Source organism: Streptomyces sp. NPDC001508, from assembly GCF_040298665.1.
Lineage (GTDB): Bacteria > Actinomycetota > Actinomycetes > Streptomycetales > Streptomycetaceae > Streptomyces.
In genome coordinates, this window is sequence record NZ_JBEPAP010000005.1 from 86,527 (window position 1) to 108,909 (window position 22,383).

General features: G+C 72.2%; 21 protein-coding genes. 10 read left to right on the forward strand and 11 right to left on the reverse strand.

The window, feature by feature from the left end; genetic code table 11:
* Positions 1-53: 53 nt before the first annotated feature.
* A complete protein-coding gene (locus ABT245_RS07350; protein WP_351729834.1) occupies positions 54-773 on the forward strand; it encodes a TetR/AcrR family transcriptional regulator C-terminal domain-containing protein in 720 nt (239 codons plus the stop codon).
* Between the two features lie 31 nt (positions 774-804).
* Here the strand turns inward: ABT245_RS07350 and ABT245_RS07355 are convergent, their stop codons facing one another.
* From ABT245_RS07355 to hmgA, 3 genes are all read right to left on the reverse strand, one after another.
* Positions 805-1,965: a type ISP restriction/modification enzyme gene (locus ABT245_RS07355; protein WP_351729837.1), complete on the reverse strand. Its 1,161-nt coding sequence runs from the start codon at positions 1,963-1,965 to the stop codon at positions 805-807.
* A 448-nt stretch (positions 1,966-2,413) separates the two neighbouring features.
* On the reverse strand, positions 2,414-3,163 hold the full coding sequence (locus ABT245_RS07360; protein ID WP_351729840.1) for a GntR family transcriptional regulator: 750 nt from the start codon (positions 3,161-3,163) through the stop codon (positions 2,414-2,416).
* Positions 3,164-3,190: 27 nt separating this feature from the next.
* Positions 3,191-4,507 (reverse strand): homogentisate 1,2-dioxygenase, encoded by a 1,317-nt coding sequence (hmgA, locus tag ABT245_RS07365; RefSeq protein WP_351729843.1) that lies wholly within the window; start codon positions 4,505-4,507, stop codon positions 3,191-3,193.
* Positions 4,508-4,681: 174 nt separating this feature from the next.
* Between hmgA and ABT245_RS07370 the strand changes: the two genes are divergently transcribed.
* The 3 genes from ABT245_RS07370 (at position 4,682) to ABT245_RS07380 (ending at position 7,974) form a co-directional block, all read left to right on the forward strand.
* Entirely contained in the window at positions 4,682-5,218 is a 537-nt protein-coding gene (locus ABT245_RS07370; protein ID WP_351729846.1) for a hypothetical protein, read from the forward strand.
* Between the two features lie 184 nt (positions 5,219-5,402).
* Complete coding sequence (locus ABT245_RS07375; RefSeq protein WP_351729849.1) at positions 5,403-6,020, forward strand: TetR/AcrR family transcriptional regulator; 618 nt, start codon at positions 5,403-5,405, stop codon at positions 6,018-6,020.
* 574 nt (positions 6,021-6,594) lie between these two features.
* On the forward strand, positions 6,595-7,974 hold the full coding sequence (locus ABT245_RS07380; RefSeq protein WP_351729852.1) for an ABC transporter ATP-binding protein: 1,380 nt from the start codon (positions 6,595-6,597) through the stop codon (positions 7,972-7,974).
* Between the two features lie 50 nt (positions 7,975-8,024).
* Here ABT245_RS07380 and ABT245_RS07385 read toward each other — a convergent pair whose 3' ends face one another.
* Complete coding sequence (locus ABT245_RS07385) at positions 8,025-8,822, reverse strand: ArsR/SmtB family transcription factor (protein WP_351729855.1); 798 nt, start codon at positions 8,820-8,822, stop codon at positions 8,025-8,027.
* Positions 8,823-8,865: 43 nt separating this feature from the next.
* Positions 8,866-9,510, reverse strand: a complete 645-nt coding sequence (locus ABT245_RS07390) for a TetR/AcrR family transcriptional regulator (RefSeq protein WP_351729858.1) — start codon at positions 9,508-9,510, stop codon at positions 8,866-8,868.
* Between the two features lie 123 nt (positions 9,511-9,633).
* Between ABT245_RS07390 and ABT245_RS07395 the strand changes: the two genes are divergently transcribed.
* Together ABT245_RS07395 and ABT245_RS07400 are read left to right on the forward strand one after the other, a co-directional pair.
* Positions 9,634-9,945, forward strand: coding sequence for a YiaA/YiaB family inner membrane protein (locus tag ABT245_RS07395; protein ID WP_351729861.1), 312 nt, complete (start codon positions 9,634-9,636; stop codon positions 9,943-9,945).
* A gap of 953 nt (positions 9,946-10,898) precedes the next feature.
* Positions 10,899-11,522, forward strand: a complete 624-nt coding sequence (locus ABT245_RS07400) for a TetR-type transcription factor C-terminal domain-containing protein (protein ID WP_351729864.1) — start codon at positions 10,899-10,901, stop codon at positions 11,520-11,522.
* 256 nt (positions 11,523-11,778) lie between these two features.
* Here the strand turns inward: ABT245_RS07400 and ABT245_RS07405 are convergent, their stop codons facing one another.
* Complete coding sequence (locus ABT245_RS07405) at positions 11,779-12,246, reverse strand: MaoC family dehydratase (RefSeq protein ID WP_351729867.1); 468 nt, start codon at positions 12,244-12,246, stop codon at positions 11,779-11,781.
* Between the two features lie 125 nt (positions 12,247-12,371).
* Here ABT245_RS07405 and soxR point away from each other — a divergent pair, with 125 nt between their 5' ends.
* Entirely contained in the window at positions 12,372-12,833 is a 462-nt protein-coding gene (gene soxR / locus ABT245_RS07410; RefSeq protein ID WP_351729870.1) for a redox-sensitive transcriptional activator SoxR, read from the forward strand.
* A 709-nt stretch (positions 12,834-13,542) separates the two neighbouring features.
* Here soxR and ABT245_RS07415 read toward each other — a convergent pair.
* Entirely contained in the window at positions 13,543-14,145 is a 603-nt protein-coding gene (locus ABT245_RS07415; RefSeq protein ID WP_351729873.1) for a hypothetical protein, read from the reverse strand.
* 15 nt (positions 14,146-14,160) lie between these two features.
* Positions 14,161-14,400 carry a hypothetical protein gene (locus ABT245_RS07420; RefSeq protein ID WP_351729876.1) on the reverse strand — a complete coding sequence of 80 codons (240 nt, stop codon included), beginning with the start codon at positions 14,398-14,400 and terminating at the stop codon, positions 14,161-14,163.
* On the opposite strand from ABT245_RS07420, the gene ABT245_RS07425 reads away from it, so the two are divergent.
* The 3 genes from ABT245_RS07425 to ABT245_RS07435 all read left to right on the forward strand — a co-directional run bounded on the left by ABT245_RS07425 (position 14,399) and on the right by ABT245_RS07435 (position 19,020).
* The gene (locus ABT245_RS07425; protein WP_351729879.1) at positions 14,399-17,203 is read left to right on the forward strand and encodes a penicillin acylase family protein; all 2,805 of its coding nucleotides are present in this window, start codon (positions 14,399-14,401) and stop codon (positions 17,201-17,203) included. The genes ABT245_RS07420 and ABT245_RS07425 overlap by 2 nt on opposite strands.
* 303 nt (positions 17,204-17,506) lie before the next feature.
* Complete coding sequence (locus tag ABT245_RS07430) at positions 17,507-18,268, forward strand: SDR family oxidoreductase (RefSeq protein ID WP_351729882.1); 762 nt, start codon at positions 17,507-17,509, stop codon at positions 18,266-18,268.
* Positions 18,269-18,426: 158 nt separating this feature from the next.
* Positions 18,427-19,020, forward strand: a complete 594-nt coding sequence (locus ABT245_RS07435) for a TetR/AcrR family transcriptional regulator (protein WP_351729885.1) — start codon at positions 18,427-18,429, stop codon at positions 19,018-19,020.
* A gap of 168 nt (positions 19,021-19,188) precedes the next feature.
* On the opposite strand, the gene ABT245_RS07440 is transcribed toward ABT245_RS07435, so the two are convergent.
* From ABT245_RS07440 to ABT245_RS07450, 3 genes are all read right to left on the reverse strand, one after another.
* Positions 19,189-20,442: an acyl-CoA dehydrogenase family protein gene (locus tag ABT245_RS07440; protein ID WP_351729888.1), complete on the reverse strand. Its 1,254-nt coding sequence runs from the start codon at positions 20,440-20,442 to the stop codon at positions 19,189-19,191.
* A 5-nt stretch (positions 20,443-20,447) separates the two neighbouring features.
* Positions 20,448-21,470, reverse strand: coding sequence for a phosphotransferase family protein (locus ABT245_RS07445; protein ID WP_351729891.1), 1,023 nt, complete (start codon positions 21,468-21,470; stop codon positions 20,448-20,450).
* A gap of 178 nt (positions 21,471-21,648) precedes the next feature.
* On the reverse strand, positions 21,649-21,948 hold the full coding sequence (locus tag ABT245_RS07450; protein ID WP_351729894.1) for a hypothetical protein: 300 nt from the start codon (positions 21,946-21,948) through the stop codon (positions 21,649-21,651).
* Between the last annotated feature and the right edge of the window lie 435 nt (positions 21,949-22,383).

Here is a 22,383-nt window from a genome sequence, read left to right on the forward strand (position 1 = left end):
TAGCGCACTACGTACGGTGTACGGAACTAGGATGGCGGGAGAGGTGATGATCCATGGCAGGCCGAGCGGCCGTCCCCGAAGTGATCTGGGCCCGTCCCGAGCGCACGGGCCGCGGCCCGAAGCCGGCGTACACCCGCGCCGACATCGCGGCGGCGGCCGTGCGGATCGCCGACGCCGACGGTCTCGACGCGGTCTCGATGCGGCGCGTGGCGGCCGAACTGGGCTGCGGCACCATGTCGCTGTACAACTACGTCCCCCGCAAGGAGGACCTGTACGAGCTGATGGTGGACGCGGTCGGCGGCGAACACGAACTGTGGGAGCCGAGCGGGGACTGGCGCGCGGACATGGGCCGGGTGGCGCGGCAGACGCGTGCCCTGATGCACCGGCATCCGTGGCTGCCGCGGCTGATGTCACCGGTGTACGGCTTCAGCCCGAACGCCCTGCGCTACATCGAGCACTGCCTGGCCTGCCTGGAGCCGCTTGAGGCGCCCTACGGCACCAAACTGGAACTCTTCGCGATGCTCAACGGTGTGGTGGCGACATACGTCAGGAACGAACTGGAGACCGCCGAGCGCACCCGCGCCCTGCCCTGGTCGGAGGAACAGGAGAACGCGGCCCGCGTCGCCTATCTCGGCGGCCGGCTCGCCTCGGGCGCGTACCCGCACCTGGCGGCGGCGTTCACGGAGGATCCCGGGCCGGTCGATCTGGAGGCCTTCTTCGAACGGACCCTGGACCGCATCCTCGACGCCTTCACCCCGCCCACGGCGCGCTAGGGCGGCGCCCTAGAGCGGCGCGGGCCGGCCGTCAGAGCAGCGCGAACTGCCCCTCCGGGCCCTCCTCGTGGTGGTCCAGGACCGAGGCCGGACGGCGGGACCTGGCCGGTGGCGGAAGGACGGCCGCCGCGCGCAGCTCCGCGGCCGTGACCGGCGAACTCACGGTCAGCTGCGCCTGGTCGGGCCCCAGTTCGGCGAGCAGGGCCAGCACGGTGATCAGTTCGAGCAGCTCCGACGTCCAGGACTGCGGCCAGGCCGCGGGGCGGACGGCCGCCAGGGTGCCGGCCTCCGCCTGCGCCGTCCGTGCGGTGAACCACTGCTCCAGCACCCGGACTCCGGCCACCTCGAAGTCCCAGGCCGCGGGCGGCACCGGAGCGATGCGGCCCTCGTCGAGGTGAAGACACTCCTCGTCGCGGTCGTAGCGGACGGCGAGGGGACGCGGCGGGAGCGGGGCGCGGACATAGGGGCGCCGCCCGCCGGGAAGCTTGGGGCGCTCGCCGTCGCGGCGCATCAGCCACAGCAGCCGGTGACCCAACCGTACGCCCCGCGACCACAGTTCCGGGTCCCGAGTGAGCGGCACCACCGGGCCCGGCCGAGCCGCCGCCACGATCCAGGCCAGCAGGTCCAGGGGGCTGGGGGTCAGCCCCAGCCGGGCGCCCAGGTGCTCCAGCAGGCCGGGCGTCAGATTCGGCTCCCGGCCGCCCGGCCGCCGGTACAGCGGGCGGATCCGGCCGGGGCGCAGGGCCGGCAGCAGCGACGTGGCCAGGAGCACCGGGCCCGGCCCCTCCGCGCCCGTCTCCACGGCGAACACCTGGTGCGCGTCCGCCACCCGCCACAGCTCCGGACGGGCCGCGTCGATCAGCCGGTGGTCGGGGATCAGCCACTGCTCGTCGAAGGGCGCGGCCAGCATTCGGACCGGCTCCGGACACGGGCCCGCCGCCCGGGCCAGCCGCTGCGTGCCGCTGGGCTGGCCGGGCAGCTGGCCGACGGCCGAGTGCAGGGTGCGCGAGCGTGTCGGCTCGAACAGGGCCTCACGGTCGGGGCCCTCGGCCTTCACGAGAGCGTCCCAACGGGCCTTCAGGGACGCCGCGTCGGGGGCCGCCGGCCACCCCCGGCCGAGCCGCGGCGGTGCGACGGACCACGGCATGAGGTCCGCGAGCAGCGGAGCGTCGTCGTGCGTCACGCTGGGCATCGTACGACCTTCCCTCCGCGGGCGGTCCCGGAGTCTGTCCGACCACACCATCTGGCCCGCGGCACCCGGTGCCCCGCGCCGCAAGACGGGGCCGCCCTCGTCGCCCCGAATAGGCGCCGGGAACTAAGCACCCGCCCACGACGCTGCCCGCTTGCGGTCACCGTCCTGGCGCACTACGGCGTTCGACCGCCCGGGGGCTGATCCGACGGCGTCGGGTCGCCCGGAGGGGGCGCGGGGAACTGCGCGCCCGGCCACGACGCTGCCCGCTCCCGGTCACCGCCCTGCCGTACTACGGCGCTCGACCGCCGGGGCTGGTCCGACGGCGTCACGTCGCTTCCGTCGCCCGGAGGGGGCGCGGGGAACTGCGCGCCCGGCCACGACGCTGCCCGCTCCCGGCCGCCGGCCTGCCGCACCACGGCGGTCGACCGCCCCGGCCAATCCGACGGCGTCACCTCGCTTCGAGGGTGACCGTGAAGGAGAAGCGGTCGCCGCGGTAGTGGATCACCGCCACGTCCAGCACCCGGCCCGCCGCGTCGTAGGTCACGCCCGTGTAGTGCAGGATCGGGCTGAGCAGCGGCACCTGAAGGAGCCGTGCCGTCTCCGGGTCGGCGAGCCGGGCCTCGACGGTGTCCGTGATGCGGCAGATGTCCGCGCCCACGACGTCCCGCAGCACCTTCGTCATCGGCCAGCGGACCAGATCCCCCGGATCGATGCGCCGGGCCAGCGCGGGACGGACGTAGTTGCGGGCGTGGTTGGTCGGCTCGCCGCTCTTCTCGTCGCGGCGCAGCCGGTGGTACGTCGCCACCTCGGCCAGGTCCGGGAAGTGCTCGGCGAGTTCGGCCGGCACCGCCGTCCGGCCCCGGTCCAGCAGCTCGGTCGTCATCCCGGACTGCTGGGCCACGATCGCGTCCACCGAGCCGAGCAGACGCACCGGGGTGCCGCGCCGGGCAGCGGGCTCGATGAACGTGCCCCGCCGCCGGTGCCGGCTGATCAGCCCCTCCTCCTCCAGCTCCTTCAGCGCCTGCCGCATGGTCAGCACGCTCACGCCGTAGTGCTCCGCCAGCCGCTCCTCGGTGGGCAGCCGCAGCGGGCCCTGGGGCGAGCGGCCGAGTATCGAAGCGCGCAGCGACTGCGACACCTGGTACCAGAGCGGCAGCTTGCGGTTCAGGACGATCGAGTCCGGGGCGAAGGAGGTCACCGGCCTATCCGTACCCGTCGGGACCGATCAGCGCAACGGACGGAAGTGCCGCTCCAGGCCCCGCCATACGCCGTCGTAGTCCTGCTGGAGGTGGTCCGCGCGCGCCGCCTGCGGGGTGAGCGTGACCGGCCAGCGCGTCTCGAACATGAACGCCAGCCCGTCGTCGACACGGTGCGGCGTCAGCTCGGCGGCGCTCGCCCGGTCGAACGTCTCACGGTCGGGCCCGTGCGCCGACATCATGTTGTGCAGCGAGCCGCCGCCCGGCACGAAGCCCTCCGCCTTGGCGTCGTACGCGCCCTCGATCAGCCCCATGTACTCGCTCATCACGTTCCGGTGGAAGTACGGCGGCCGGAAGGTGTCCTCGCCCACCAGCCAGCGCGGCGCGAACACCACGAAGTCGACACCGGCCAGCCCGGGAGTGTCCGACGGCGATGTCAGCACCGTGAAGATCGACGGGTCCGGGTGGTCGTAGGAGATGGTTCCGATCACATTGAAACGGCGCAGATCATAGGCGTACGGCACATGGTTGCCGTGCCAGGCGACCACGTCGAGCGGGGAGTGGTCGTACGTCGCCGTCCACAGATTGCCGCAGAACTTGTTCACCACCTCCACCGGGCCGTCGACATCCTCGTACGCGGCGACCGGCGCCCGGAAGTCGCGTACGTTGGCCAGCCCGTTGGCGCCGATCGGGCCGAGGTCGGGCAGCCTGAACGGCGAACCATAGTTCTCGCACACATAACCCCGCGCCGAATCGTCCAGCAGCTCCACACGGAAGCGCACCCCACGGGGAATCAGCGCGACATTGCTCGGCTCCACATGGAGCAGGCCGAACTCCGTGCGCAGTAGCAGCCCGCCGCGCTCCGGCACGATCAGCAGCTCCCCGTCGGCATCGCTGAAGACGCGCTCCATCGAGGAGTTGGCGTGATAGAGGTGCACGGCCATGCCGCTGCGCACGGTGGCGTCGCCGTTGCCGCCGAGGGTCCACAGCCCGGCGAGGAAGTCCGTACCGGCGGCCGGCTCGGGCAGCGGGTTCCAGCGCAGCCGGTTGGGGTCGGGCACCGTCTCGGTGAACGGCGCCGTGCGCAGCGCGCCGTTGTCGGTGCGAGTGAACGCCGGGTGCGCGGCGGACGGGCGGATGCGGTACAGCCAGGAACGGCGGTTGTGCGCCCGCGGCTCGGTGAACGCCGTGCCGCTGAGCTGCTCGGCGTACAGCCCGAGCGGGGCGCGCTGCGGGGAGTTGCGGCCCTCGGGCAGGGCGCCCGGCTCCGCCTCCGAGGAGTGCTCGTTGCCGAAGCCGCGGAGATGGTCCAGTTGCTCGGCGGTCTTGCGCGCGTCCCCGCTCATGATCGCTCCCTTGCGAACCCGGTGTCGCTGCCCATTCCTATGCAACACCATAGGAATGGGTGTGTGCGGGCGCAAGGGGGCCCGCCCGCCTGCTCCCTGAGGGGGACGGCACCGAGCGGAACTCCCGACTCCAGGGGGATCCGGGGCCGCGGGCCGGTGTTCTACGCTCCCGGCATGCCGTGGACCCGTGGACTTCTCAGCGCGCTCGCCGTCTGCGTCCTGCTGCTGACCGGGGCGGTCGGCTGCGGGACCGGCGAGGCGCGCGAAGGGACCGGCGCGCGGTCGTCCGCGGCGGCGGGCCGGCTCCTCGACAAGACGGACGAGCAGGGGCGGCGCTACCGCGAGGCGCCCGGGGGCGGCGCACCCGAGGTCGACATCGAGGTGACGCCCGACCCCACCGGCGGCTGGCAGGTACGGCTGAGACTCCACGCCTTCCGCTTCTCACCGGACGGCGCCGACGAGCGGGCGCGGCCCGGGCGGGGACTCGCCCTCCTCTTCGTGGACGGCGAACCGGTCGCCCGGCTGCGCACACCGCGCCACCAGCTCGCCGCCGGACTCGTCCCGCAGGGCACCCACCAGGTCACCGCCCGCCTCTACGCCGACGACGGCACGGTGTGGGCGGCACACGGTAAACCGGTCCAAAGCACCGCCGACATCACCACATCAAAAACCGAACCAACACCGACCGGGAAGAGCAGCACCCCCAAGTAACCACGCCTACATGGGGGAGCCACATACGCGCGCGGGTGTGTGTGGCGGTGGGTGTGGCGTCGGTCGGTGGGTGTGCCGGTCGGGGGTGTGGGTGGGTCGGGGGAGCGGGGTTGGTGGGGCGTGGGGTGGGTGATCGGCTTCGTACTGTGGGACGAGGTTCACCGGAGTGCGGCTGAAAGGCATCATGGAGCGCGTGCCCCATGCGACATCGCTCCGCCGCGCCCCCGTCCAACGACGCAGTGCCGAACGCCTGGAGAGGATCCTGGACGCCTGCGCCGATCTCCTCGACGAGGTCGGCTACGACGCTCTGAGCACCCGCGCCGTCGCGCTGCGCGCCGGCGTGCCCATAGGCTCCGTGTACCGCTTCTTCGGCAACAAGCGGCAGATGGCCGACGCCCTGGCCCAGCGCAACCTCGAACGCTACTCGGAGCGCGTCACCCGGCGACTGGAGGGCGCCCGGCCGGGCGACTGGCGGGCGGCCGTGGACGCCGTACTGGACGAGTACCTGGCCATGAAACGCACCGCACCCGGCTTCTCACTCGTGGACTTCGGCAACCAGATACCGGTCGGCGACCGGCACGCCGAGCCCAACCACCGTGTCGCCGACAGCCTCACCGCCCTGCTCTCCGGCTATCTCGGCCGTACCCCCGACGAGGAGTTGCGGCGGACCTTCCTGGTCGCCGTGGAGGCCGCCGACACCCTCGTCCACCTCGCCTTCCGGGTGGCACCGCAGGGCGACGAGGCGATCATCGCCGAGACCCGGTCGCTGCTGGGCGCATACCTGGCGCGCGTACTGGACTGATCGCCCGGCGCGGCTGTGACCTGGACTTTTGCGCTTATTGCTTGCGCGCCAACACCTTGTTGACGCGGTTCGGCCGGACCTGACGTCATCGCACCTCCGTCCCTGGTGGGAGTTCAAGGGACGGATGCCGAACGTCGTCGCTGGGCGTGCCGGATCGCGGGGGTGGGTCCGTCGGGGCTTGTCCCCGGCGGGAGCCGGCCGCAGGGGCTGGTCCCGTCGGGGGCCCGATCCGTCGCGCAGCGCACGGCGGTCGTCGAGCGCCCCCGTACCACCGAGCCGAACCACAACCGCTGAGCCGCACCTGGCGTGGTCGGGGTGTGTTCATCGGGCAGGCGAACGGGGGTGGCCGGAGCGGGAGCAGGGTGGGGGATTTGCCGGGTGGACGGAGTCCACCGGCTGAATGGGTGCCTCCGTTTCGCTTGTCACCTGGGCACTTGTAGGCGTCCCGGCACGCGTCTTCCCCCCGCCGCACACATTCCGTTAATTTCCGTGACCCACAGGCCCCGTTCGACCCGCACGGGACCTTCGACCGACGGAGCACCACCGCTCTGGAGAGCCCCCGGGGGCACCCGCGATGACACGCACCATCTCGCTGCACGACGTCAGCAAGTCCTACACCCGAGGCACCCGGGTGGTGGACCGCCTCTCGCTGGACATCACACCCGGCGAGTTCCTGGTCCTCCTCGGCCCGTCCGGCTGCGGCAAGTCCACCGTGCTCAGAATGATCGCCGGCCTTGAGGAGATCGACGAGGGCACGCTGCTGCTCGACGGCGCGCACGCCAACGGCCTCCAGCCCGCCGAGCGCGACATGGCGATGGTCTTCCAGAACTTCGCCCTCTACCCGAGCATGACCAGCCGTGACAACATCGGCTTCCCGCTGCGCATCGAGTCCCCGGGCGCGGACCCACGCCCCCGCGTGGACGCCACCGCCCGCATGCTCGGCATCGAGGATCTCCTCGACCGCCTCCCCGCCCAGCTCTCCGGCGGCGAACGCCAGCGCGTCGCCATGGGCCGGGCCATCGCCCGCCACCCCTCCGCCTTCCTGATGGACGAGCCGCTGTCCAACCTCGACGCCAAGCTCCGCAGCCACCTGCGGGCCGAAATATCCCAGCTGACCCGGGAGTTGGGCGTCACCACGGTCTACGTCACGCACGACCAGGCCGAGGCCATGTCCCTCGGCGACCGGGTCGCCGTACTGCGCGGCGGTGTGCTCCAGCAGGTCGGCACCCCCCGTGAGGTGTACGGGCTGCCGCGCAACGTCTTCGTCGCCGCGTTCGTCGGCACCCCCCGCATCAACCTGCTGCGCGGCCTGGTGCGGGCCCCGCTCGGCGGCGCGATGAGCATCAGCCTCGGCAAGCAGTACCTCCGGCTGCCCGAACCCCTCAGCCTGGACCACCAGTTGCTCCGCGTTCAGCAGGGCCGCGAGGTGATCGTCGGGCTGCGTTCGGAGGCGATCCGTATTTCCCCCAAGTTCTCGGCTCCGCAAGAACAGGGGGGACCCCCGGCGCGCTCGTTCGCCCGCCCCGGCGAGGTGCCGATCATCGGGCTCGTGGAACACGTGGAGTTCCAGGGGCACGAGGTCCTGGTCCACTTCAACACCGGTTCGAGTCCGGCCGTCGTACCCGACCTGGAGTCCCCGCGCCCGGCGGTCCGCCGCTCGCGGCGCCGCCGGCGCGAGGGCACGACCATGCTGGAGCGGATCCGGGAGCGGACGGGCGCGCTGCGCGCCGGGCCGGTTGCGGTGCTGGAGCATCCGGTGGACGACGGTCCCGATCCCGCGTCCCCGGAGGGCCGGCTGCCCGGTGACCTGGTGGTGCGGACCGCCCCGGACGTCCGGCTCCGCCACGGGATGCAGGTTCCGCTCCTCGTCGACCTCGCCCATCTGCTCGTCTTCGACCAGCACGGCGAGCGTATCTGCCCGGCCCCGGCGCGGCTGCCGGACCTGGAGGGGTGACACCACCGGTCGTCGGTCGAAGGTCCGGCTCGCGCCGTCCGAGGTCCGGCTCAGCGCAGTGTGCCGGGGGCGATGCCCAGGAGGGCGGACAGGGCGTGTTCGCCGGTGGCCGTCAGCTTCACGGCGCGGCCGGAGCCGATACGGACGCACCAGCCCGCGTCCAGGGCGTGCCGGCACAGTTCCGCGCCCGCGACGCCCGCCAGATGGGGCCGGCGCTCGGTCCAGTCGAGGCAGGCACGCGCCAGCGGTCGGCGGCCCGGGTGCGCCAGCCCGATACCGGCGTCGCCGAACCACTTCAGCCCCGCGCCCGTGAGCGCGAACCCGGTGCCGCGCTCCTCGGGCACCGGCCGCGAGGCCGACGCGGTGCCCGGCGCCCGGAGCCCGGCCACGCTGACGTCCGCCGGCCCGTCCGTGACGCTCAGCAGCCCGCGCTCGGTCAGCGCGTCGGTGATCGCGATGCCGAGCCGCCCGGCGAGGTGGTCGTAGCAGGTGCGTCCGCGGGCCAGCGCGGATCCGGCGCTCGACTCCCGCAGCGTGCGCGGGCGGCGGGCCGTGACCTCGGGGGCGATGCACGCGGTCAGCTCCTCCACGAGTTGGGCGACCCGCGCGTCGGCCAGCCGCACATACCGGTGCCGCCCCTGCCGTTCCTCGGTGAGCAGCCCGCCCGCGACCAGCTTGCCCAGGTGCTCGCTCAGCGTGGACGCGGCGACCCCGGCGTGCCGGGCCAGCTCGCCGTTGGTCCAGGCCCGGCCGTCGAGCAGCGCCAGCAGACAGGCCGCCCGGGTCTCGTCGGCGAGCAGTGCGGCGAGCGCCGCGAGCCCCGCGGCCCGGGGATCCTTGACGGTCATGCCTCCAGCATCGGTCAGCGACCCTTCGGCCGCCGCCGAAGTGTCACCGTACGGCGCGTGTGATCCGCTCGTACTGCTGTGCCAGCCCGTCCAGCAGCGCCGTCAGCCCCGTCTCGAAGGCGCGCTCGTCGATCTTCTCCTGCTGTTCGGCGAGGAGGTGCGCCTGTCCGAGGTGCGGATAGTCGGCGGGGTCGTAGGCGCTCGCGTCGCCCACGAATCCCCCGGCGAACGAGTCGAGTGCCGAGCCCAGGATGAAGTACCGCATCAGCGCGCCGATGGACGTGGCCTGCGCGGGCGGCCAGCCGGCGGCGACCATCGCGCCGTAGACGGCGTCGGCGAGGCGCAGCGCGGCGGGCCTGCGGCCGGGGCCGCGGGCGAGGACCGGGACGATGTTGGGGTGGTCGCGCAGGGCCGCCCGGTAGGAGACGGCCCAGTCGTGCAGCGCCGTCCGCCAGTCCCGGCCGTCCTCGAACATCGACAGGTCGACCTGGCCGCTCACCGAGTCGGCGACCGCCTCCAGGATCTCGTCCTTGGTGCGGAAGTGGTTGTAGAGCGAGGGCCCGCTCACCCCCAGCTCGGCGGCGAGGCGGCGGGTGGAGACGGCCGCCAGGCCCTCCGCGTCCACGAGTTCCCGTGCCGCCCGGACGATCCGGTCGGTGCTGAGGAGGGGCTTGCGCGGTCGGGCCATGGCGCACATAGTAGGGCCGCGCCGATTTCCGTGGGACCGGCATGGAGCCCGACGCGCTCTGAGTACGCGTCTGAGTAGCCGAGCGGATGTTGATTCCGGCCACCGCGCGCGACGCTGGCCCGCATGAGCGAGACACCGGTCAAGCAGCAGAGCACCACCGCCTTCTACGGCCAGGCCGTCGCGTCCTTCGGCGTCGCCCTGGCGGCCACCGCGCTCGGCATCTACAACCTCCACTCGGATGCCTGGGTCCGCGCGTTCCTCGGCATCGCCGTCCTGTACCTGGTGACCTCCGCCTTCACCCTGGCGAAGGTCATCCGGGACCGTCAGGAGGCCGGCCAGATCGTGAGCCGCGTGGACCAGGCCCGCCTGGACAAACTCCTCGCAGCCCACGACCCCTACAAGGACCCCGGCCCCACACCACAGGGCCGAGCCTGACCGGCGGGCCCGACAGGCAGCGATGCCCAGCGGGGCCGACCGGCGGGGATGCCCGGCTGGGCTTCGATGGCTCCGCAGGCAGCGACCCGGCGGTCGAACCATGGCTGGGGGCTGCCGGACGGGCCTGAGTGGCGGGATGTGCGGCCGGGCTGAGTGGCGGGGCTTCGACGGCTCCCCAGGCAGCGACCCGGCAGTCGAATCGCGGCTGGGGTGCTGTCGGGCGGGGCTGAGTGGCGGGGATGCACGGCAGGGATGGGCGGCGAGCATGATCGGCGGCGATGCCCGGCGGGGCTGAGTGGCGAGGATTCGCGACAGGGCTGATCGGTGAGCCTGACCGGCGGTGATGCCTGGCGTGGAAGCGCGGTTGGGCTGGTGGCAGGGGTGCGGGGCACTGATGCCCGGAGGGATTGATCGGCGAGGATGCGCGGTCGGCGGGGATGTGTGGCGGGGCTTCGGTGGCTCCGTCGGCAGCGATCCGGCAGTCGAACCGCGGCCGGGGTGCTGTCGGGCGGGGCTGAGTGGCAGGGATGCGCGGCTGGTCCGGGCAGCGGCCTGACCGGCACCGATGCCCGGCGGGGCTGAGTGGTGGGGATGTGCGGCAGCGATGCGTGGCGGGGCTGAGCGGCGGGCTTGCCCGGCAGTATGCCCGGCGGGGATGCGCGGTGGGGATGCGAGGGCCGGGACCTGCGGCGCTGATTGCGCGGTGCCGTCGGCCACGACCACCGGCCACGACCACCGGCCACACCACCGGCCACGACCGTCGGACCGGCTGACGCCGCCGTGCCCGATACCGCCGTGCCCGATACCGCCGTGCGCGATGCCGCCGTGTCCGATGCCGTCGCCTCCGGCGGCACCCGGAGGGAGGGGCGTGCGTCTCCGCGTGAGCGCGCTAAGCGGTTGCTCAGCGTCGGCGGTATGGTGGAGTTCCTGTCACCGAGAGGGGCGAGCGAGTGATGAGTACGGCGGAGGAGACGACCGGCGGCGAGGTCGAGCCGTGGGACGAGGTCACCCCTGACGCGGCCCGGCGGCTGCTCATCGCCGCCGTGGAGGCCTTCGCCGAGCGCGGGTATCAGGCGACGACCACCCGCGACATCGCCGGCCGCGCCGGCATGAGCCCGGCCGCGCTCTACATCCACTACAAGACCAAGGAAGAACTGCTCCACCGGATCAGCCGCATAGGTCACGACAAGGCGCTGGACATCCTGCGCACGGCCGCCCGCCGCGAGGGCAGCGCCGGAGAGCGGCTCGCCGACGCGGTGAGTTCCTTCGTCCGCTGGCACGCCGGCCGGCGCACCACCGCGCGGGTCGTGCAGTACGAGCTGGACGCGCTGGGGCCGGACGCCCGCGCCGAGATCGTCGCGCTGCGCCGCCAGGTCGACGCTGAGGTGCGCGGGATCATCCAGGAGGGCGTGGCGTCCGGCGAGTTCGACGTCCTCGACGTGCACGGCACGACCCTCGCGGTGCTGTCCCTGTGCATCGACGTGGCCCGCTGGTTCAACGTGAAGGGCCCGCGGACGCCGGAGGAGGTCGGCACGCTCTACGCCGACCTCGTGCTGCGGATGGTCGGGGCCAAGTAGACCGGGTCCGCCGGGCGGTGGCGCTCAGAAGCGGTCCCGCTCAGAGGCGGTCCGGAGGTGGTTCGGCAGATTCTTGCCAGAAACCCCGGTGCTTCAGCCCTCGGAGGATTCTCGTGGTTGCGTCGCGGCGTGCCGTGCCCGGCGGAGCCGGTAAGGCATCCCCGCGGTGGCATTCGGTCGGGTGACGGATGGCGAACGCACAGCGGGCAGTCGTACGCGCGTGTAAGTCCCGTGACCGTGAAGTCGGCGGTGCAGGTCAGGCTGACAGGTAGTAGCGGGAGACCGACTCCGCCACACAGACCGGCTTGTCGCCGCCCTCGCGCTCCACGGTGAAGGCGACGGTCAGCTGGACGCCGCCCGTGACGTCCTCGACGCCGGTGACCCGCGCGGTGGCGCGCAGCCGCGAGCCGACCGGGACGGGGGCGGGGAACCGGACCTTGTTGGTGCCGTAGTTGACGCCCATCGTCGCGCCGTCGACCCGCAGCAGCTGCGGCCCGAACAGCGGCAGCAAAGACAGGGTGAGGTACCCGTGCGCGATGGTCGTGCCGAACGGTCCCGCGGCGGCCTGCTCCGGGTCGACGTGGATCCACTGATGGTCGCCGGTGGCGTCCGCGAAGAGGTCGATCCGCTTCTGGTCGACCTCCACCCAGTCGGTGTACCCCAGCTGCTCGCCCACGGCCGCCTTCAGCTCGTCGGGGGAGGCGAAGATCCTCGGTTCTGCCATGGTCCCTGTCCCGGCCTCTCGCATACGTACGGAATCGACTATGGCTAAGCAACTGCTTAGTATGGACGGGGTGGCGGACGATGTCAACGGACTGCGACGGTGCCGCGGTGGGTAGGCTGTGACGAGTGCCCCAGATCCCCGAGAAGATCCACGAACTGACCGTCGGCCAGTTGTCCGCGCGCAGCGGCGCCGCCGTCTCCGCCTTGCACTTCTACGAGTCCAAGGGGCTCATCAGCAGCCGTCGGACCTCCGGCAACCAGCGCCGCTACAGCCGTGACACCCTGCGCCGCGTCGCGTTCGTCCGGGCCGCCCAGCGGGTGGGCATCCCGCTGGCCACGATCCGCCAGGCGCTGGCTGAACTCCCCGAGGAGCGCACCCCGACCCGCCAGGACTGGGCCCGGCTCTCGCAGGCATGGCGCTCCGAACTGGACGAGCGCATCGCCCAGCTGAACCGGCTCCGCGACCACCTCACCGACTGCATCGGCTGCGGCTGCCTCTCCTTGGAGAGCTGTGTCCTGTCGAACCCCGACGACGCCTTCGGCGAGACCGGTTCGGGTTCGCGGCTGCTGGTGGAACGCCGCCGGTAGGCGCGCCGCCGCGCGCGCCGGGACGTGACGCCCTTCGGCCGTCGGCCGCTGCGGCCGCCCGCGCCCACACAGCGGTCCGGCACAGTGATACAGCCCCACGATCGCGCCCACGCTGCGGTACGGCACAGCGACACAGCCCCACAGTCGCGCCCACACGGCGGTCCGGCACAGTGATACAGCCCCACGATCGCGCCCACACGGCGGTCCGGCACAGCCTCACGGTCGCGCCCGTGCCCACCCTGCGGTGCGCCAACAGCGACACAGCCCCACGGTCGCGCCCGCGCCCACTCGGTGGTCCGGCACAGCCCCGTACGCCCTCAGGGCGCGCTGTTCCCGCCCGGCCGTCCCTTCGCCGTGACCGCCTCGGCCACGGCATCGGCCACCGCCTCCAGCGACACCGGCGCACGCACCGTCGGCCCACGCGCACAACCGCACACGAACCGTCGGCCCACGCGCCCAGCCGCACACGCGCCCAGTCGCGCACGCACCGTCGGCGCACGCGCCCAGTCGTAAACGCGCCGTCGCGCACGCACCGTCGGCCCACGCGCACAACCGCACAACCGCACACGAACCGTCGGCCCACGCGCACAACCGCACACGCACCGTCGGCCCACACGCCCAGCCGCGCACGCCCAGTCGCACAAACGCGCCCTCGGCGCCCCCGCGCCGTCCGTTGAGGGGTGCGGCATCCCCGGCGCACCCCGGTCGGTCAGGCCGACATGAGTATCCGACCGCGCCGGGCGTATCCCAGCGCCTCGGGCGTGAGGACGGGCCGCGGTACGAGAATCCCGCAGTCCACACAGACCGGCCCCGACGACGGTTCATGATCCAGGTCGTACTTCCAGACAAGGCGCTCCCCGGCGCAGACCGGGCAGGCCGAGCCCGGCGCGCGCTCAAGGGCGGCGATCAGCCCTCGCAGCACCTCGGCGAGTGGTGCACGGGGATGGACCCCGGGGTCGTCGCACCAAGCGACCCCGAAGCCGCCCCAGGTCAGCCGGTGCCAGTCGTCCACGCTGCCCGGCCGGCGCAGCCCGTCGTGCTTCTCCTTCCTGCGGCGCTCGGCGAACTTCCCCTCGTAGCCGAGCCATACCACCCGGGCCTCCTCCAACTCCTCCAGCGCGGCCACGAGACGCACTGGATCGGGAGAACGGTCCTCGGGGTCGAATCCGGCCCGGGAGCACAGATGGTCCCAGGTCGCCCTGTGTCCGTAAGGAGCGAACCGCTCAAGGCACTTGCGCAGTGAGTAGCGTCGCAGCGCCAGGTCGCACCGCGGGTCGCGCACCTGTCTCGCCAGACTCCGGAAACCGGCCATCGCCCTGCACCTCCGTCACACCTGCACCTGTACATCGGTCACTTCGGTGTCGCCGCACGGACTTTGTGCGGCGTCGCCGAATAGACGTATCGACACGCGAATCGGCTCCATCCGATTTCCGATGCCCGCCATAATGTGCCCCCGGTTGACACGGTCAACGGCTCCGGTGACGCCGAAAAGTGACGCATGTTCATCTTCAATGTCGGGGATACCGGCGGTAACGTCCGGCCCACCCCCGTCGGGAGGAGCTGCCATGCCACGGCGCACCCCACGCAACGCGTTGTTCCACAAACTGAGAACTCCCGGCACTCGCACCGGGTTCCTGAAGACGGCGTCCGTATGCGCGCTCATCGCAGGACTGCTGTCGCCGCTGACCCACCAGGCGGCGGCGGCCGAGCCGGAGGCGACACAGGCGGTGGCCGCCGACGACCACTGCGGCGGACAGTGCTCCGACATCCTGCCGCCCGGTCAGAACGGCAACGCGACCCTCGTGCAGATCCTCCTCAACCAGGCGTTCGGCACCCAGCCCGACCATGCCGAGGACCAGCTCGGCCCCTACGCCGACCTGGCCACGGGCTACTCCGCACTCACCGACGCCAAGATCAACACCTTTTTCAACGACGCCTCGTTCGGGGTCCCCGCCGACCAGGTCGCCTCCACCGAGAAGCCGGCCGGGCGCAGCGACGTGACGATCGTCCGGGACAAGAAGACCGGCGTTCCGCACATCACCGGCACCACCCGGTACGGCACCGAGTTCGGCGCCGGCTACGCCGCGGCCCAGGACCGGTTGTGGCTGATGGATGTCTTCCGGCACGTCGGCCGCGGCCAGTTGACCTCGTTCGCCGGCGGCGCCGCCGCCAACCAGGGCCTTGAGCAGCTGTTCTACCGCAACGCCCCTTACACCGAGGCGGACCTGCAAGCCCAGATCGACAACGCGGCCACCCAGAACGGCGACCGCGGCCGGCAGGCCCTCGCCGACGTCAACGCCTATATCGACGGCATCAACGCCTATATCGACGCCTCCGACAACGGCCGTTACTTCCCCGGCGAGTATGTGCTGACCGGCCACAAGGACTCCATCACCAATGCCGGCACCATCGAGCACTTCAAGGTCACCGACCTGGTGGCGCTCGCCTCCGTCATCGGCTCGCTGTTCGGCGCCGGCGGTGGCGGCGAGGTCGACAACGCGCTCTCCCTGATCGCCGCCCAGTCCAAGTACGGCGTCCAGGAGGGCACCCGCCTGTGGGAGTCCTTCCGCGAACGCAACGACCCCGAGGCCGTCCTCACCGTGCACAACGGCGAGAGCTTCCCGTACGGCACCAAGCCCGCCGATCCCAAGGGCGCGGCCCTGCCCGACGCCGGCTCGGTGACCCAGGAGCCGCTGGTCCACGACCGCACCGGCAGCGCCGCCGCCGCGAGCGCCGCCGACGCCTCCGCCGCGACCGCGAAGAACGCGGTCGGCTCCGCGCGGCGCGGCATGTCCAACGCCCTGGTGGTGAGCGGCGCGCACACCGCCGGCGGCCACCCGATCGCCGTCTTCGGCCCGCAGACCGGCTACTTCGCGCCCCAACTGCTCATGCTCCAGGAGATCCAGGGCCCCGGCATCAGCGCCCGCGGCGCCTCCTTCGCGGGCCTGAGCATGTACGTCGAACTGGGCCGCGGCCAGGACTACGCGTGGAGCGCCACCACCTCCGGCCAGGACATCATCGACACCTACGCGGTCGAACTGTGCCAGGACGACTACCACTATCTGTACCGCGGCAACTGCACCGCCATGGAGAAGATCGAGCAGAAGAACGCCTGGAAGCCGACCGTGGCGGACGGCACCGCGGCCGGCTCGTACACCATGCGGGTCTGGCGCACCGAGTACGGGCCGGTGGCCTACCGGGCGACCGTCGGCGGCAAGAAGGTCGCCTACACCACACTGCGCTCCTCCTACCTGCACGAGGTGGACTCGATCATCGGCTTCCAGATGCTGAACGATCCGGACCACCTCAAGGGCCCCGAGGACTTCCAGGCCGCAGCCCAGCACATCAACTACACCTTCAACTGGTTCTACGCCGACTCCCGGCACACCGCGTACTACAACAGCGGCAGCAACCCGGTGCGGGCGAGCGGGGTGGACGCGGAGTTCCCGGTGTGGGCGCAGCCCGCGTACGAGTGGCGCGGCTGGGACCCGGCGGGCAACACGGCCGACTACACGCCGCCCGCCGAGCACCCCCACTCCGTCGACCAGGACTACTACATCTCCTGGAACAACAAACAGGCCAAGGACTACACGGCCGCGCCCTGGGGCGAGGGTTCGGTGCACCGCGGCAACCTCCTCGACGACCGGGTGAAGAAGCTGGTCAAGGCCGGCGGGGTCACCCGCGCGTCGCTGGTGAAGGCGATGGCGGACGCCGGGCTCGCCGATCTGCGCGCCGAGGACGTGCTGCCGGGCCTGCTGAAGGTCATCAACAGCTCGACGGTCACCGACTCCACGGCCGCGGCTGCGGTGAGCAAGCTCCAGGCGTGGGTGAGCGCCGGCGCCAAGCGCACGGAGACATCGGCGGGTTCGAAACAGTACGCGAACGCCGATGCCGTCCGGATCCTGGACGCCTGGTGGCCGCTGCTGGTGAAGGCCCAGTTCGAACCCGGCCTGGGCAGCGACCTCTTCACCGCGTTCACGGCCAGTCTGCCGGTGGACGAGGCGCCGTCGGCCGGGCACGGACCGACCGGATCGCACGCGGGAAGCTCCTTCCAGTACGGCTGGTGGAGCTATGTCGACAAGGACATCCGGGCGGTGCTCGGCGAACCCGTGCAGGGGCCGCTCGCCCAGAAGTTCTGCGGCGGCGGCAGCCTCGGCTCCTGCCGGGACATTCTGCTCGGCACGCTCAAGCAGGCGGCGGGACTGACCGCCGCCCAGGTCTACCCCGGCGACGAGAAGTGCGCGGCGGGCGACCAGTGGTGCGCCGACTCGATCGTCCAGCGCACCCTGGGCGGCATCACGCACGGCAGGATCAGCTGGCAGAACCGGCCGACCTACCAGCAGGTCGTGGAGTTCACCTCGCACCGGTGACCCGACGGCGGCGGGCCGCACGACGCGCGGCCCGCCGCCGGCACCACCCCAACTCCGGGTGTACGACGATGCCGTGGGCCCCGGCCGTGCCCTTCGGGCCGCGCACCGTGCGGACATGGACCCGGCCGCCGGGGCTCACTTGTAGGGGAGATACTCGCCGCGCACCCGGCGGAACACCGCCGGCCCCTCCTGCCAGGCGCCGACCACCTCCTTTGGCCCGTGTCGCGGCCGGCCTTTCCCGTAAACATACCGACCGGTTAGTGTGGCACCGCGGAAGCCGAGTCGCGTCGAAGGGGACCGAAGGTGGGAGCCGTGCGGGATGCGGGAGTCGTCGTCACCGGAGCGGGCCGTGGGGTCGGGGCCGCGCTCGCCCGCCGCTTCGCCGCCGAGGGCGCCCGGGTCGTCGTGAACGACCTCGACGCGGACCGGGCCGAGGCGGTCGCGGACGAGATCGGCGGCATCGCCGTCCCCGGCGACGCGGCCACGACCGTCGCCGCCGCCCGAAACGCGCTGGGCGGCACGGTGGACGTCTACTGCGCCAACGCCGGGCTCGGCTCGGGCGGTTCGCAGGCCGCGCCCGAGGACGTCTGGGCGCGGGCCTGGGACGTCAATGTCATGGCCCATGTGCGCGCCGCCCATGCGCTGCTGCCCGGCTGGCTGGAGCGCGGCGCCGGCCGCTTCGTGTCCACCGTCTCCGCCGCCGGACTCCTCACCATGATCGGCGCCGCCCCCTACAGCGTCACCAAGCACGGCGCGTACGCCTTCGCCGAGTGGCTGTCACTGACCTATCGGCACCGCGGACTGAAGGTCCACGCCATCTGCCCGCAGGGCGTGCGCACCGACATGCTGGCCGCCGCCGGCAGCGCGGGCGACCTCGTACTCGAACCGACCGCGATCGAACCGGAGGACGTAGCGGACGCCCTGCTCCAAGGCATCGCTGAGGACCGCTTCCTGATCCTGCCGCACCCGGAGGTCGCCGAGTACTACCGGACGAGGGCCGCCGACCCGGACCGCTGGCTGTCCGGCATGAACCACCTCCAGCGGACCTGGGAGGCGAACCCATGACCGGCTCCGGACACGCCGCCCAGCCCGCACATACCCGCCCCCGGCCACCGGTCCTGCCCGGCCCGCCCAGCACGGGAAGTGGAAAGATCCTCCTTCGGGAACCGCGTTCCCGCGCGCACGACGGCCAGTGAAGCACCACGGAAAGGCAGGTGGCGGCAGTGCCCAGGACGACGGACGGCGACGGAACTCCCGTCCCGCAGCGGCTCCTCGCCGCCGCCACACGGCTCTTCGCCGAGCAGGGCTACGATCGCACCTCCGTACAGGAGATCGTCGAGGCGGCCGGCGTCACCAAGGGGGCGCTCTACCACTACTTCGGCTCCAAGGACGACCTGCTGCACGAGGTCTACGCCCGTGTGCTGCGCGTCCAGCAGGAGCGGCTCGACGCCTTCGCGGACGCCGACGAACCGGTCGAGCAGCGGCTGCGGGCGGCGGCGGCCGACGTCGTGGTCACCACGATCGAGAACCTCGACGACGCGATGATCTTCTTCCGTTCCATGCACCATCTCGGCCCCGAGAAGAACAAGCAGGTGCGGGCCGAGCGCCGGCGCTACCACGAACGCTTCCGGGCGCTTGTCGAGGAGGGCCAGCGGGAGGGCGTCTTCTCCACGGCGACCCCGGCCGACCTGGTGGTGGAATACCACTTCGGCTCCGTCCACCATCTGTCGACGTGGTACCGGCCGAACGGCCCGCTCAGCCCGCAGCAGGTCGCCGACCACCTGGCGGACCTGCTGCTGCGGGCGCTGCGGCCGTGACACGGCGCGGTGCGACTGTGCCGGGGTTGTCCTGCCGTCGGTCGTCTGCGGCTGCGTCTTGGCCGACCGCGCGGTTCCCCGCGCCCCCTTTGGGGCGTGCTGTCGGACTGTGGCCTTCGCGTGGTCCGGGCGTGGCCGGGCGCGCGGTTCCCCGCGCCCCTTGTGGGGCTACGGGAGGTACTTCTTCAACTCCCGGCGGGCCAGGGAGCGTTGGTGGACCTCGTCCGGGCCGTCCGCGATCATCAGGGTGCGGGCCGCCGCGTACAGCTCCGCCAGCGGGAAGTCCTGGCTGACCCCGCCCGCGCCATGCAGCTGGATGGCCCGGTCGATGATGTCGACCACCGCGCGGGGCGTGGCGATCTTGATGGCCTGGATCTCCGTGTGCGCGCCCTTGTTGCCCACCGTGTCCATCAGCCACGCCGTCTTCAGCACCAGGAGCCGTAGCTGCTCCACCGTCACCCGGGCGTCCGCGATCCAGTTGTGGACCACGCCCTGCCCGGCCAGCGTCGTACCGAAGGCCGTGCGGGACACGGCACGCCGGCACATCAGCTCGATCGCCCGCTCCGCCATGCCGATCAGCCGCATGCAGTGGTGGATGCGGCCGGGCCCGAGCCGGGCCTGGGCGATGGCGAACCCGCCGCCCTCCTCGCCGATCAGGTTCGACACCGGCACGCGCGCGTGGTCGAAGACCACCTCGGCATGACCGCCGTGGTAGTGGTCCTCGTACCCGAAGACCCGCATCGCCCGCCGCACCGTGACACCCGGTGTGTCGCGGGGCACGAGCACCATGGACTGCTGGCGGCGGACATCGGCGCCGCCGGGGTCGGTCTTGCCCATCACGATGAAGATCCGGCAGTCCGGGTTCATCGCCCCGGAGATGTACCACTTGCGTCCCGTGACCACATAGCTTCCCCCGCTCTCGGCTCCGCTCGACCCGGAGGTGCCCCCCTCGTCCCGCTCGATGCGGGTGGTGATGTTGGTGGCGTCCGACGAGGCCACCTCCGGCTCGGTCATCGCGAACGCCGAGCGGATCTCGCCGGCCAGCAGCGGCTCCAGCCACTGCTTCTTCTGCCGCTCGTCGCCGAACTGCGCCAGCACCTCCATGTTGCCGGTGTCCGGGGCCGCGCAGTTCAGCGCGGTGGGCGCCAGCTGCGGGGAGCGGCCGGTGATCTCGGCCAGCGGCGCGTACTGCAGGTTGGTCAGCCCGGCGCCGTACCCGGTGTCCGGCAGGAACAGATTCCACAACCCCTGCTTGCGCGCCTCGGCCTTCAACTCCTCGACCACCGCCGGGGTGTCCCAGGGCGAGGTCAGCGCCGCCCGCTGCTGTTCGGCGACCGCCTCGGCGGGATACACGAACGCGTCCATGAAGGCCAGCAGCCTGGCGCGGAGTTCCTCGGTGCGCGCGTCGAACGCGAAGTCCATGACCGTCAGCCTTCCCGGAGGGTGGTGAGACCGTGCTCGATGAAGACGGGGACGAGGTCGCCGATGCGGTCGAAGCCGGGTCCGACCGTCTGCCCCAGCGTGTACCGGTGGTGGATGCCCTCCAGGATCACGGCGAGTTTGAACCAGGCGAACGCCGTGTACCAGGAGACGGCCGACACATCCCGCCCCGAACGTGCCGCGTACCGCTCGATCAGCTCGGCCGGCGCGGGGTGCCCGGCCGCCTCGGCGGTGGTCAGGACGGGGGAGTTCGGCGTGCCCAACGGCAGGCTGTACATCACCAGCAGACCCAGATCGGTCAGCGGGTCGCCGAGCGTCGACATCTCCCAGTCGAGGATCGCCGTGATCCGGTCGTCGGTGTCGAGGAGGACGTTGTCGAGCCGGTAGTCGCCGTGCACTACGGCCGGCGCGGGGGACGTGGGCAGCGCGCGCCCGAGGGCCGCGTGCAACTCGTCGATGCCGGCCAGCTCCCGGTCGCGTGAGGCGTCCAGCTGCTTGCCCCAGCGGCGCAGCTGCCGGTCGAGGAACCCCTCGGGACGGCCGAAGTCCGCGAGGCCCACCTCGGCGGGGTCCACGGCGTGCAGTTCCACGAGGGTGTCGACGAGGGAGAGCACCGCGTTCCGGGTGCGTTCCGCGCCCAGCGGGGCCAGCTGTTCGGCGGTGCGGTACGGCGTGCCCTCGACGAACTCCATGACGTAGAAGGGCGCACCGAGCACCTCGGGGTCCTCGCACAGCAGCACCGGGCGCGGCACCGGCACCCGCGTGGGGTGCAGCGCGCCGATCACACGGTGCTCGCGCGCCATGTCGTGCGCGGTGGCCAGGACATGGCCGAGCGGGGGACGGCGTACGACCCAGGTCGACCTGCCGTCCGTGACGGCGTAGCTGAGGTTCGACCGTCCGCCCTCGATCAGCCGTCCGGTCAGCGGGCCGTCGACCAGACCGGGCCGTTCGCGGTCGAGCAGACCGCGCAACCGGTCGGGATCGAGTCCGGGCGGGTGGTCGGGACCCATGCATCGCTCCTACGAACGGGTGAACAGGACGCGACCAATGATGCCGACCGGTCGGTATGCCGTCCAGTGCGGGTGTCGAACGTGACCGGAGCCACGATAGGCCGACGGCTCCCCGCGCGTCGCGCGAAGGAGCCGTCGGCCGGGCTGTGGCGGGGGTGTGCCGGGGGTGCGGTCGGGGTCAGTGGTCGTCCCAGTGGCCGGCGTGCTCGGCGTGCCGGTGGTGGTCGTGCAGGTAGTCGACATGGTCGCCGTGTCGCACGCCGGTGTGCCCGCAGCCCTCGCCGTGCTGGTGGTCGTGGTCCTCGTGGGTGGTGTGCCCGGCCGGCTCGCACTCGTCCCAGTGCCCGGCGTGCTCACGGTGCAGATGCCCGTCGTGCGCGTAGTCCACGTGGTCGCCGTGCGGCACCTGGGTGTGCCCGCAGCCGGGGCCGTGGCTGTGCGAGTCATGGGCGGCGTGTTCCTGATGAACTGCTGTCATGGTGCTCACCTTCAGGAGTGAGGGGTGCTGACGAGGCACAGGCTGCCACGCATACAGAACATATTCGGGCATCCTGACCGCGTGCGTACGGGTACCCCGGAGGACCGCGGGGCATGGACGCATCAGCTGCCGCGGGATCGGCGGGGCGGTGAGCGGATCGGCTGCCGGGGACTGGCGGGGTGATAGGGGTATTGGCTGGCGCGGGATCGGCGGGGTGGTGAGCGGATCGGTTGCCGGGGACTGGCGGGGTGGCGGGGTATCGGCTGACGCGGGATCGGCGGGGCCGTGAGGGTATCGGCTGGCGGGGTGATGGGCGGATCGGCTGGCGTGGGTTGGCGGGGTGGTGGGTGCATGGGCCTGGCGGGGTGGTGGGTGCATCGGCTGGCGCCGGGCTGGTGGGGCTGGGGTCTGAAGGGTGGGCCGGTGTGCGGGTCG

Bases quoted from the DNA above. Each gene is read 5' to 3' on its own strand.
- ABT245_RS07415 (WP_351729873.1), bottom strand. From the start codon at position 14,145: ATGGCCGGTTTCCGGAGTCTGGCGAGACAGGTGCGCGACCCGCGGTGC.
- ABT245_RS07400 (WP_351729864.1), top strand. From the start codon at position 10,899: ATGAGTACGGCGGAGGAGACGACCGGCGGCGAGGTCGAGCCGTGGGAC.
- ABT245_RS07405 (WP_351729867.1), bottom strand. From the start codon at position 12,246: ATGGCAGAACCGAGGATCTTCGCCTCCCCCGACGAGCTGAAGGCGGCC.
- ABT245_RS07420 (WP_351729876.1), bottom strand. From the start codon at position 14,400: ATGGCAGCTCCTCCCGACGGGGGTGGGCCGGACGTTACCGCCGGTATC.
- ABT245_RS07445 (WP_351729891.1), bottom strand. From the start codon at position 21,470: ATGGGTCCCGACCACCCGCCCGGACTCGATCCCGACCGGTTGCGCGGT.
- ABT245_RS07450 (WP_351729894.1), bottom strand. From the start codon at position 21,948: ATGACAGCAGTTCATCAGGAACACGCCGCCCATGACTCGCACAGCCAC.
- ABT245_RS07425 (WP_351729879.1), top strand. From the start codon at position 14,399: ATGCCACGGCGCACCCCACGCAACGCGTTGTTCCACAAACTGAGAACT.
- ABT245_RS07355 (WP_351729837.1), bottom strand. From the start codon at position 1,965: ATGCCCAGCGTGACGCACGACGACGCTCCGCTGCTCGCGGACCTCATG.
- ABT245_RS07390 (WP_351729858.1), bottom strand. From the start codon at position 9,510: ATGGCCCGACCGCGCAAGCCCCTCCTCAGCACCGACCGGATCGTCCGG.
- ABT245_RS07440 (WP_351729888.1), bottom strand. From the start codon at position 20,442: ATGGACTTCGCGTTCGACGCGCGCACCGAGGAACTCCGCGCCAGGCTG.
- ABT245_RS07375 (WP_351729849.1), top strand. From the start codon at position 5,403: ATGGAGCGCGTGCCCCATGCGACATCGCTCCGCCGCGCCCCCGTCCAA.
- hmgA (WP_351729843.1), bottom strand. From the start codon at position 4,507: ATGAGCGGGGACGCGCGCAAGACCGCCGAGCAACTGGACCATCTCCGC.
- ABT245_RS07370 (WP_351729846.1), top strand. From the start codon at position 4,682: ATGCCGTGGACCCGTGGACTTCTCAGCGCGCTCGCCGTCTGCGTCCTG.
- ABT245_RS07380 (WP_351729852.1), top strand. From the start codon at position 6,595: ATGACACGCACCATCTCGCTGCACGACGTCAGCAAGTCCTACACCCGA.
- ABT245_RS07350 (WP_351729834.1), top strand. From the start codon at position 54: ATGGCAGGCCGAGCGGCCGTCCCCGAAGTGATCTGGGCCCGTCCCGAG.
- ABT245_RS07385 (WP_351729855.1), bottom strand. From the start codon at position 8,822: ATGACCGTCAAGGATCCCCGGGCCGCGGGGCTCGCGGCGCTCGCCGCA.
- ABT245_RS07395 (WP_351729861.1), top strand. From the start codon at position 9,634: ATGAGCGAGACACCGGTCAAGCAGCAGAGCACCACCGCCTTCTACGGC.